The sequence below is a fragment of the Corynebacterium sp. NML130628 genome, from assembly GCF_001875665.1.
Classification (GTDB): domain Bacteria; phylum Actinomycetota; class Actinomycetes; order Mycobacteriales; family Mycobacteriaceae; genus Corynebacterium.
Window position 1 is genome coordinate 47326 of the sequence record NZ_MLAL01000006.1, and the last position, 11317, is coordinate 58642.

General features: G+C 59.1%; 8 protein-coding genes and 1 tRNA gene. 6 read left to right on the forward strand and 3 right to left on the reverse strand.

Annotated features, from left to right (window positions below; translation table 11 throughout):
* Positions 1-16: 16 nt before the first annotated feature.
* The 3 genes from BJP07_RS00700 to argS all read right to left on the reverse strand — a co-directional run bounded on the left by BJP07_RS00700 (position 17) and on the right by argS (position 4451).
* A complete protein-coding gene (locus BJP07_RS00700; protein WP_071565594.1) occupies positions 17-1369 on the reverse strand; it encodes a homoserine dehydrogenase in 1353 nt (450 codons plus the stop codon).
* 87 nt (positions 1370-1456) lie between these two features.
* Positions 1457-2788, reverse strand: a complete 1332-nt coding sequence (gene lysA / locus BJP07_RS00705; protein WP_071565595.1) for a diaminopimelate decarboxylase — start codon at positions 2786-2788, stop codon at positions 1457-1459.
* 10 nt (positions 2789-2798) lie between these two features.
* Positions 2799-4451, reverse strand: a complete 1653-nt coding sequence (argS, locus tag BJP07_RS00710; protein WP_071565596.1) for an arginine--tRNA ligase — start codon at positions 4449-4451, stop codon at positions 2799-2801.
* Between the two features lie 234 nt (positions 4452-4685).
* Here argS and BJP07_RS00715 point away from each other — a divergent pair, with 234 nt between their 5' ends.
* The 6 genes from BJP07_RS00715 (at position 4686) to BJP07_RS00740 (ending at position 11186) form a co-directional block, all read left to right on the forward strand.
* On the forward strand, positions 4686-6362 hold the full coding sequence (locus tag BJP07_RS00715) for an L-lactate permease (protein WP_071565597.1): 1677 nt from the start codon (positions 4686-4688) through the stop codon (positions 6360-6362).
* 48 nt (positions 6363-6410) lie between these two features.
* A complete protein-coding gene (locus BJP07_RS00720; RefSeq protein ID WP_071565598.1) occupies positions 6411-7196 on the forward strand; it encodes a (Fe-S)-binding protein in 786 nt (261 codons plus the stop codon).
* Entirely contained in the window at positions 7193-8722 is a 1530-nt protein-coding gene (locus BJP07_RS00725; RefSeq protein ID WP_071565604.1) for a lactate utilization protein B, read from the forward strand. The genes BJP07_RS00720 and BJP07_RS00725 overlap by 4 nt, the downstream gene beginning before the upstream one ends.
* A gap of 2 nt (positions 8723-8724) precedes the next feature.
* The gene (locus tag BJP07_RS00730; protein WP_071565599.1) at positions 8725-9369 is read left to right on the forward strand and encodes an LUD domain-containing protein; all 645 of its coding nucleotides are present in this window, start codon (positions 8725-8727) and stop codon (positions 9367-9369) included.
* Positions 9370-9449: 80 nt separating this feature from the next.
* On the forward strand, positions 9450-11027 hold the full coding sequence (locus BJP07_RS00735) for an alpha/beta fold hydrolase (RefSeq protein WP_255365872.1): 1578 nt from the start codon (positions 9450-9452) through the stop codon (positions 11025-11027).
* A gap of 85 nt (positions 11028-11112) precedes the next feature.
* Positions 11113-11186: transfer RNA gene (locus tag BJP07_RS00740), tRNA-Arg, on the forward strand.
* Positions 11187-11317 lie beyond the last annotated feature (131 nt).

The following is an 11317-nucleotide window of genomic DNA, read 5'->3' on the forward strand; positions in this document are numbered from 1 at the left end:
TTTGCGGGTGTTTCGGTTAGGCGTCGAGGCGGATCACGGAGTTCACCTGCTGCACGTCTGGGTGCTGAGACAGACGGGCAACAATGTCCCGTAGATCCTTCTCCAGTGCCTTGTGCGTCACCACGATCAGGTGCGCCTCGTCACCGGATTCTTCCTGGCGCACAGCAGACAGTGACACGTTGGCTTCTGCGAATTTACGGGTGAGCTCTGCGAGCACGCCGACGCGATCGTTGACTGTCATGTTCACGTGGTAGCGGGTCGTTACTTCGTCGAAAGCTACCACCGGGTAATTCGCGTACGGGTTCTCCGCTGGCGCACGACCACCGTGCACCTTGTTGCGGGCCGCACCGACCAGGTCGCCCAGCACGGCGGAAGCAGTCGGTGCGCCACCAGCACCGTTGCCGTAGAACATCAAACGTCCAGCGGCCTCAGCCTCAACGAAAATAGCGTTGTACGACTTATCGACGCTGGCCAGCGGGTGATCGTTCGGGATCAGCGTCGGGTGCACACGAGCGTTGACAGCCTTGGTCTTGCCTTCCTCGTCGTAGAGACGCTCGCAGATAGCCAGCAGCTTGATCGTCTGGTTCGACTGCTTCGCTGCGTCGATGTCCTCGGCGGTAATCTTCGTGATGCCCTCACAGGACACATCATCGAAGGTCACACGAGTGTGGAAGCCCATCGATGCAAGGATTGCAGCCTTCGACGCAGCGTCGTGCCCCTCAACGTCGGCGGTCGGGTCAGCCTCGGCGTACCCCAAGCGGGTTGCCTCCGCCAGCGCCTCCTCGTACGTGTCGCCAGTTGTCGCCATCGCGTCGAGAATGAAGTTCGTCGTACCATTGACGATGCCGGAGATGCGCTGGACCTGGTCACCCGCAAGCGAACGGCGCAGCATTCCAACCACGGGGATCGCGGCCGCGACCGCGGCCTCATAGTAGAGGTCAACGCCTACTTCGTTCGCGGCGTCAGCAAGCTCAGAGCCGTGGGCGGCAACCAATGCCTTGTTCGCCGTGACAACCGACTTGCCAGCCTTCAGCGCAGTCAAGACCAGTTCGCGCGGGTAATCGATACCACCGATGACCTCCACGACAACATCGACATCATCGCGCGTAATCAGGGAGCGTGCATCATCAGTCAGCTCGATGCCCTGCACCTCAGGTGCATTCTTGTGCTTCTCCACGTTGGAGACCGCAACGCCACGCACTTCGAGAGGGCCACCGATGCGCTGCTCAAGATTGTCAGAAAACTCCTGGATGAGGCGCAGCACTTCGCTACCCACGGTGCCCTTGCCCAAAATGGCCACGCCGACTGGCTGACCGATTCCCTTGCCTGGGTAGTTTCCGTTACGACTCTCTGCGGTTTCGACCGACATCTTTAGATTCTCTCCTACCTCGATACTGGTACGTTCACCTACGGCGCAGTGTACCGCTTTGTCTATTTTGCACAGAATACAGTCTCATTAATATTCACGCGAGAGAATGTCCTCCACAGTTTCTCGACGCACCATCGGCTTAATCGTTCCAGCACGGACAGCGATCACTGCCGGACGCCCAAACGAGTTGTAATTCGAACTCATCGGGTAGCAGTACGCCCCTGTGGCCGGCAACGCAATAAGGTCCCCACTGACAATGTCGTTCGGCCACTGCACATCCTCGATGAGGATGTCGCCGGACTCGCAGTGCGACCCCACAAGGCGCGTTGCCACTGGCTGCCCCTGCGCAAACCTGTTGACCATTCGCCCCTCGTAGACGGCGTCGTAAAGTGCGGGACGGATGTTGTCGCTCATGCCACCGTCGACGGAAATATAGCGACGCGTTTTGGTGTAAGAAATCTCTACGTCTTTCACCACACCTGCGCGATACAGCGTAATTGCAGACGGCCCGGCAATCGCACGCCCCGGCTCAACCACAACCGTCGGAGACGAAATCCCGAGCTCATTAGCAACGTCATCGACTGCTGCCAGCAGATCTTGTGCCACAGCGGCAACGTCGAGCGGCGCCTCTTCCTCCAATTGTGCGATACCGTAGCCTCCCCCAAGGTCCAGAAACTCAAGCGCAACACCTCGCTCAGTCCAGATTTGTGCGTACAGCGCCAACACGCGCTCCGCGGCGAGCTTGAATCCCTCCGCGTCAAAGACTTGGGAGCCCACGTGGCAGTGCAGACCAGTCAGGTGAAGATGCTCGGCATCAATCGCGGCGCACGCCGCCTGGTAAGCGGAACCGGACGCCAGCGAAATGCCAAATTTTTGGTCCTCGTGGCTCGTCGCGATGAACTCGTGCGTATGAGCATCCACGCCGGGTTTCACACGAATGAAAACCTCTTGGGTCGTGCCCATCTCGCCCGCAATTTCATTAAGCTCTCGCAGTTCCTGGTGCGAGTCCAGGACAACGTGCGCAACCCCAGATCCAATACAGAGTTGTAGAAAACTACGAGATTTGTTGTTGCCGTGTACCGTGATCCGCTCTGGGGGGAAGTCAGCAGCAAGCGCGATGCGCAGCTCGTTTTCACTCGCGACGTCAAGCGCTAGGCCTTCTTCATCAACCCACCGGGCGATGTGCGTGGTCAAAAACGCTTTGGAAGCGTAGTGGACGTGCGCCGGGGCACCGAAGGCTCTCGCCATATCGCGGCACCTCGAGCGGAAGTCGTCCTCGTCCACCACCATCACAGGCGTGCCGTACGCTTCCGCGATCTCCGGAAGCGGTACTCCCGCGATGGTCACCGCACCATCTTCCTCACGTTTCGCGTTGCGTGGCCATACGTGTGCGGGAAGTGCGTCGAACGCTTCGGTCATATGTTTCCTCCTACATCCGCTCCGGCGCGCTCACGCCAATCATGCCCAGCGCATTCACTAGCACCTGGCGGGCTGCCATCGCCAGTGCGAAGCGTGCAGTGTGCAGCGGCTCTACCGCTTCACCAGGCTTCGGGAGGATCTGGCAGGCGTCATAGAACTTGTGGAACGAGCTCGCAAGCTCCTCTGCATAGCGCGCGATGCGGTGTGGCTCACGCAGCTGTGCAGCGGTGCCCACAACCTCTGGGAACTCGCCCAGGGTACGGATGAGATCGCCTTCCTTTTCGTGCTCAAGAAGCGCAACGTCTGCACCGTCAACGCTCACGCCAGCCTCCTGCGCCTTACGCGCGATGGAGCACAGCCGTGCGTGGCCGTACTGCACGTAGTACACGGGGTTGTCGGACGACTGCTTGGTCCACAGGTCAAGGTCAATGTCTAGCGTGGAGTCCACAGAGGAGCGCACGAGCGAGTAGCGAGCACCGTCAACGCCAATAGCGTCCACGAGGTCGTTAAGCGTAATGATCGTCCCGGCGCGCTTCGACATCTTGACTGGCTGGCCGTCGCGTACGAGGTTCACCATCTGCCCAATGAGTACCTCTACGGCCTCCGGGTCGTAGCCAAGGGCTTGCGCCGCTGCGCGAAGCCGCGCAATGTAGCCGTGGTGGTCCGCACCGAGCATGTAAATCGCTAGTGTGTGGCCGCGGTCGAACTTGTCGGCTACGTACGCGATGTCTCCTGCGATGTAGGCAGCGTCGCCATCGGATTTGAGCACGACGCGGTCTTTGTCGTCGCCGAACTGCGAGGAACGCAGCCACCAGGCACCCTCGTTTTCGTACAGGTTCCCGTTGTCTTTCAGCGTCGCAATCGCCTTATCGACGGCCCCGCTCTCAAACAGCGAGTTTTCGTGGAAGAACACGTCGAAGTCAACACCGAATTCGTGCAGGGACTTCTTGATCTGGGCAAACATCATTTCTACGCCTGCTGCCCGGAAAGCCTCCTGCACTTGTTCTGGGCTACCGTCGAGCACGTTGGGCTGCTTCTCCAGGATGTCGTTGGCGATGTCGTTGATGTACGAGCCGCCGTAGCCATCCTCCGGGGTGGGCTCCCCTTTGGCAGCTGCGACCAGTGAGCGCGCAAAGCGGTCGATCTGGCCGCCGTGGTCGTTGAAGTAGTACTCCCGCGTGACTTCGGCGCCGCTTGCTTCGAGCACACGACCAAGCGAGTCGCCCACGGCGGCCCACCGAGTGCCGCCAAGGTGAATCGGGCCAGTCGGGTTTGCGGAGACAAACTCGAGGTTGATGCGCTGACCGTCAAGAAGCGCGGAGCTACCGAAGGTATCGCCGGCGGCGAGGATGTCTGCTACCAGCTGCCCCTGTGCGTCCGTGGCGAGGCGCAAGTTCAAGAAGCCGGGGCCCGCGACGTCCGCATCCGCGATCGCGGGGTTTTCCAGCAGGGCGTCGGCAAGCCATTGCGCGAGTTCGCGCGGGTTGGTGCCAGCCTTCTTTGCAACCTGTAGTGCAATATTTGTTGCGTAATCGCCGTGCTCAGGGTTGCGTGGGCGCTCGACGGTGACTGTGTCGGGCACGACGGAGACATCAAGATCGTGGTCGGAAAGCACCTTGATGGCCGCTTCATGAATTGTTGTAGCGAGATCTGCTGGAGTCATGGGCAAACAGTCTAATTCACTGACCGGACATTCTCTCCATTCCCCCGCGATTGCCCTACCAACTTCACTCTGCTACCCCCGCCGTAGGCGTTGAGAACGCTACAAGCTCGGCGTTTTACCAATATCAACCGATTGTGTGACCTATCGTACTTTTCATTTTTCAAATTGCGGAAGTCACTCCAGTACTTTTGGGGAGGTATTTTGTGTAGCCCTCTGACTCCAAGGAGTGTCTCAGTGGACAAATTTCAAATCGTTACCGACGCAGTCGGGGGAAGCCTCGGGTTTTCGGCGTTGGTCTCCACGCTCCCTTTGCTGACGTTTTTCTTCATGCTGCTCGTGGTCAAGGCCCGCGCGCATACTTCCGGTGCGGTGGCCTTGGTCGCGGCTATTGCAGTCGCGATCTTCGGCTTCAACATGCCAACGGAGATGGCGCTCGCTACTGCACTGCGCGGCGGATTGTTCGGGCTTTTCCCGATCGTGTGGGTCATCTTGACTGCAATTTGGTTCTACCAAATTACGGTCGCATCCCGGCGTTTTGAGGATCTCCGCCTAGTGTTCGACAAGATGGGCAGTGGCGACGTCCGCATCCAGGCAATGCTCATCGCTTTCTGTTTCGGTGGTCTGCTCGAGGCGCTCGCAGGGTTCGGCGCCCCTGTCGCGATTACCGCAACGATGATCCTGGCGCTAGGCATCCCGCCGCTCAAAGCCGCGACGGTCGTGCTGATCGCGAATACCGCTCCGGTGGCGTTTGGCGCCGTCGCTATCCCAATCACCACAGCAGGTGAAGTAGGTGGCCGCACCCTTGAGCAGACTCAGAACATTGCAGCGATCGTTGGGCACCAGACTCCGCTGCTCGCATTCTTCGTCCCATTCATCATCGCAGCAATTATCGACGGCTGGCGAGGCGTCAAAGAAACCGCACCCATTGCGGTGACGATCGGGCTGAGCTTTGGTATTGCCCAGTGGTGGACGTCGAACCACTTCGCTTACCAACTCACGGACGTGGTGGCTTGTATCGTCGCGCTCGGGGCGGCATTCGTAGCACTTCACTTCTGGAAACCAAAGACCACAGCTGCGCTGCGCGAGCGACTCGGCCTGCCGGAGTACGAAGACACTACCGAACTACCTGGCACCCGCGTGTGGATGGCACTGATGCCGTACGCAGTCGTCGTGATCGTCTTCGGTATTGCAAACCTAGGCACAACCGTCCCGCAGTGGCTCAGCTCCTTCAAAATCAGTTTGACATGGCTGATCATCGAGCGAGGCCTGCTCCTCAACCAGCTTGGCGAGCCAATCAACACCGACTACACCTTCGCCTACATCAATAACCCGGGCACGCTCCTTGTCATTTCCGGTCTCATCGTCGCTGTCACCTACATGATCTTTGATGGCAACGGCCTCTACCAGCTCAACTGGGCCCAGGTGGGGCGAGAGTTCGTCGATACTTGCTGGCGCATGCGCTGGTCCGCAACCACGATCATGCTGGTGCTCGCATTGGCGTACGTGATGAACTACTCGGGGCAAACCGTCTCCATCGGCGAGTTCTTCGCGAACATGGGTGGAGTGTTTGCTTTCGCGGCGCCAGTCCTCGGCTGGATCGGCGTCGCTGTTACCGGTTCCGATACTTCCGCCAACGCGCTTTTCGCCAATCTGCAAGTTACCGCGGCGAATAAGTTGGGCCTGAACCCAGACCTGATGCTGGCGGCGAATACGACCGGTGGTGTCGTCGGCAAGATGATTTCGCCGCAGTCGCTCGCTATTGCTGCAACCGCTGTGAATATGGAGGGCAAAGAGTCTGAACTCTTTAAGAAGGTCGCTGGCTTCTCTGTAGCATTCTTGGTCGCAGTGTGCTTGATTGTGTTCCTGCAAACCAACATACTGAGTTTTCTAGCCCCAATTGTTGTACCGTAGACGTATTACCATTATCTGTATCGTTCACGACCATCAAAGGAGTCCACATTGCGAGTAGCACTGTTTTCTACTTGTATCGGTGACGCCCTGTTCCCTGACGCCCACAAGGCTTCAGCACTCGTCCTCTCTCGTCTGGGCTACGAAGTAGTCTTCCCTGAGGGCCAAACCTGCTGTGGCCAGATGCACGTCAACACGGGCTACCAGGAACAAGCTGTACCGATCATTCAGACATACGCCGATGCATTTGCCGATCCTTCCATCGACTATGTGGTGGCTCCTTCCGGCTCGTGTGCGGGCGCAGTTCGCGAACAGCACGTGCGCCTCGCCGAGCGCTACGGCAACAAAGCACTTGTCGACGGCGCTACGCAAGCAGCGAATAAAACCTACGAGCTCACCGAATTCATCGTCGACGTCGCTGGTGTAACCAACCTTGGCGCGTTCTTCCCACACAGGGTGACCTACCACGAGTCTTGCCACTCCCGCCGCTTCCTGAAGGTCGGCGACCGTCCCTACAAGCTTCTTCAGGCAGTCGAAGGCATCGAGCTGGTGGACCTTCCAAACGTCGAAGAATGCTGCGGCTTTGGCGGCACGTTCTCGGTAAAGATGCCGGAGGTATCCGCTGCGATGGTCTCTGACAAGGTCCGCCACATTAAGGAGTCGAAGGCAGAGTTTGTCACCGCCGGCGACTCGTCCTGCTTGATGAACATCGCTGGCGCCATGAGCCGCCAGCACAACGGCATCCGTGCCCTGCACATTGCAGAGATCCTCGCATCCACGAAGGAACACACGTGGACGCCAACGACCGCCGCGTACTCGAAGGAGAAAATGCTGTGAAAGTTGCACTCGGCAAACCAACGATGCCTCCGGTGGCGCAAGGTCCGAACCACCTGCGCGGTTCGGAACGCTTCCCGCAGGCTGCGCACCACGAGCTCGATAACGTAACGAAGCGTCGAAATCTGAACTACGCCACCACCACGATTCGTGTGAAGCGCCAAAATGTCGTCGATGAGCTCGATGACTGGCAAGAGCTTCGTACAGCAGGTTCCACCATCAAGCAAGACGTGGCGGCTCGCATGCCTGAGTTGCTCGAGGAATTCGAACGCAACGTCACCGCACGTGGCGGACACGTCCACTGGGCACGCGACGCCAAGGAAGCCAACGAAATCATTGCTTCGCTCATCGAGGAAACCGGCGAGACCGAAGTCGTCAAGATTAAGTCGATGGCGACGCAGGAAATCGCACTCAACGAGGAACTGGCGAAGCGCGGCATCCACGCACAGGAAACCGACCTTGCGGAACTCATCGTGCAGCTCGGCGAAGACTTCCCGTCACACATCCTGGTGCCAGCAATTCACCGTAACCGCGAAGAAATCCGAAACATTTTCGTGGACAAGATGCCCAACACCGACGACTCGCTGACAAACAACCCAGCAGAGCTTGCCGAGGCTTCCCGTATCTTCCTCCGCGAGCAGTTCATGAAGGCCAAGGTGGCTATCTCCGGTGTCAACTTCGGTATCGCTGAGACCGGCACGGTGTCCATCGTCGAGTCTGAGGGCAACGGCCGTATGTGCTTAACGATGCCGGAGACACTGATCTCCGTAATGGGCATCGAGAAGCTGCTGCCTAAGTTTGAGGACTTGGGTGCGTTCTTGCAGCTGCTTCCACGCTCCTCCACCGGTGAGCGCATGAACCCGTACACCTCCCTGTGGTCGGGTGTGACGGAGGGCGACGGTCCGCAGAACTTCCACATCGTGCTGCTGGACAACGGTCGTACCCACGCGATGTCGAACGAGATCGGCCGCGAAGCGCTGAAGTGCATCCGCTGCTCTGCGTGCTTGAACGTGTGCCCGGTCTACGAGCGCGCTGGTGGCCACTCCTACGGCTCGACCTATCCTGGCCCAATCGGCGCGATCATCACGCCACAGTTGACCGGCATGGAATCCGCCGAGGACCCGAACGCGTCGCTTCCATTCGCCTCCTCACTATGCGGCCGTTGTGACGAAGTCTGCCCAGTAAAGATCCCAATCACGGACATCTTGCTTGAGCTGCGTCACCAGAAGGTGAAAGAGCACAAGCCGTTCCTGGAATCCACGGCCTTCGGCGCTATTTCCCTGCTGTGGGGCAAACCTGCACTGTGGAACGCTGCGATGCATGTTGTTTCTCTCGGCCGCGTACTTGGCGGTTTCAAAGGTGAGATTTCCTCGATGCCAGGCTTCGTTGCCGGCTGGACCGACTACCGCGACGTGGCAGTTCCGCCGAAGAAGTCGTTCCGCCAGTGGTGGAACACGGACGAAGCACAGGACCTCCTTGCTGAGGCCCGCCGCGAAGGGATTCCAGCGAACGTCAGGAAGGACGGCTAATCATGTCAAGCACTCGAAATGAAAGCGCGAAGCGCGAGATCCTTGACCGTATCCGCACTGCCCAAAAGCTTTCGCATACCCCAAAGCACGTCGAGCCGGTGCGCGAGTACCGCACAACCAGCGATCACACTCCCGAGCAGTTGCGCGAGCTCCTTATCGACCGCCTCCTGGATTACAAGGCAACGGTTGTAGAGACAACCGAGGAGACTCTCGCTGAAGACATCGCTGACATCCTGGCGAAACGCGAGGCAACCGAGATTGTCTACGCCCCAGGTCTTGACGCCGCGCTGTTCGAGAAGTTCGACGGGAGTGCCCGTCCTGACGATCCGTCAAGTGACCCGCGGGAACTCGGCCCCATCGGTGCCGCGGTGACTGATTCGCACGTCACGTCAGCTCAGACCGGCTCGATCGTGCTCGAAGCTGGCGAGCTGTGCGGACGCCGGGCGCTGTCGCTCGTCCCCGACCGCCACGTGGTGATCGTCCGCCCAGAGTCAGTGGTCTACGGCGTGCCAGAGATGATCGCTCGCATCGATCCGGAGAAACCCGCTACCATGATTTCTGGTGGTTCAGCGACCTCCGATATCGAGCTTGTTCGTGTCGAAGGCGTCCACGGACCCCGCGACCTGATCGTGATGGTCGTGCAGTAACAGCACACCGTCGACTTTGCCCTACCGGTCAGCGCATCGGTAGGGTTTCGTCATTTTTGCCCCGCAACGGAAGGAATGCAGTGCGCACCTCAGCTTCAGTAATTGCAGCGCTCAGTTTGCTTGGCATGGCCGTCGCAACGCCTGCCGCCGCGCAGCCCGCTCCGGCTGTGCAGTGGACCAAGTGCCCGAAAGAAGTGAAAGATCCGACAGCGCAGTGTGGGCAAGTCGACGTCCCAATGCGCTACAACCAGCCGAACGGCTCGAAGATTCAGGTCGGGTTTGTACGAGTGCCTGCCAAAACTCAAGCTCGTCGTGGTGCACTGCTTACCAACCCCGGTGGCCCAGGTGGTGACGCCTATGCCTACGCTGCCGGCAACATTCTTGATTTCCCGAAGGAGCTCAATAACGAGTGGGACATCATCGGTGTGCAACCCCGCGGTCTGCCTGGCTCGACTGCGCTCGAGTGCGTAATTCCCGACGTCAACGATCCTCGTCAGATAGCCAAACTCACCACCGATAGCCTTTTCAACGCGGGTGGTTTCAACCGCTCAGTGTGCCAGGGCGACAAGCCTGGCTACCCCGAAACCATCACTACGGAAAACACCGCACGCGACTGGGACGAGGTTCGCCGTGCCCTGGGCTACCAGCAGGTTTCTATTCTCGGTGTCTCCTATGGCACCTACCTTGGCTCCGTATACGCAACACTGTTCCCACAGCACACCGACAAGGTGGTGCTTGACTCCGCCATGGACCCCACCCGCTCCTGGAACGGCATTGCTGCAGATCAGCAGGCAGGATACGAGAAAGCCCTCAACGAATACTTCGCCTGGGTAGCACTCAACGACGCCAAGTATCACATGGGCAACACCCCGCTGAAGGCGTACCAGTACTGGTCACGCAAGGTGAGCGCACAAGCTGGCACCAACCCAACTGTCACTCCTCCACCTGCACGCGTTGGTGATCTCCCGGCAGGCCTCGAGTTCGCCGGTCAAGCTGGCGCGGACGCCATGACTGCAGCCGGTAAGGCCCGTGTCGAAGGTGAAGGCGTGATCAGCCGCATGCTGAATCCGGGTGCTGTGCAAGCCAAGTCCCCGCTGTTGCAGGAGACCCGCGCAATGCTGCCGACCCCAAAGATGTGGGACTATTTGGCACGGTCCACAAACGGCACCCTCACCGCCGAAGAATCGAAGCAGCCGTCCAAAGAAGAGGTTCAGCAGGCGGTAGATCAGATGATGGCGGTTGAGCAGCTTCAGGCTGCCCAGTGGTGGAATGAGAACGTCGTACCCGGCAACCCGACGCTGCTCCCCTCGTTTGCTTGGTCACAGATCACAGGAGACCCGTTCACTGTATTCAACGCGTCACGAGGCTCGGGGTGGTACTGCAACGGCGCCGGCACAGTCACCGGAATAGCGCCACTCAACGGGGCAGCGTTAAAGACACGCCCACTGCAGCTGTCTGCCACCCGCGATCCCCAAACGCCATACCCAGGACACGGACAACTTGCCCGCAGAATGGGGGCGCAGGTGGTCACGATTCATGGCCCCGGCCACGCGCACTTCGGCACCGGCAATAAAGTTGTCGACGCCACCGTGATCAACTATCTGCGCACCGGCAAGGCCGATCGCACTGATGCACCAGGCTACTGGGAAGCCCAATAGCAGCTACTTTCCGCAGTCTTAGGCCAGTTATGTGCCAGGCACATCTGGTGCTAAGATTGCGTCATTGCTTGCGTACAAGCAATGCGTCTCCGTAGCTCAGCGGATGAGAGCATCGGTTTCCGGTACCGAAGGTCGCAGGTTCGAATCCTGTCGGGGACACAATTGTCCTCAGTCGCGACATAGTTGACAACTCAGTCGCGACATGGTGGACAAACCGGTGCCTTGGTTTTTATTTTTCCGAGGCACCGGTTTTGTTTTTAGGCCAGTGGGGGTTGGCCTTTTCGCCAGTA

Coding starts and splice junctions, on each gene's coding strand:
- argS (WP_071565596.1), bottom strand. CDS start 4,451: ATGACTCCAGCAGATCTCGCTACAACAATTCATGAAGCGGCCATCAAG.
- BJP07_RS00700 (WP_071565594.1), bottom strand. CDS start 1,369: ATGTCGGTCGAAACCGCAGAGAGTCGTAACGGAAACTACCCAGGCAAG.
- lysA (WP_071565595.1), bottom strand. CDS start 2,788: ATGACCGAAGCGTTCGACGCACTTCCCGCACACGTATGGCCACGCAAC.
- BJP07_RS00730 (WP_071565599.1), top strand. CDS start 8,725: ATGTCAAGCACTCGAAATGAAAGCGCGAAGCGCGAGATCCTTGACCGT.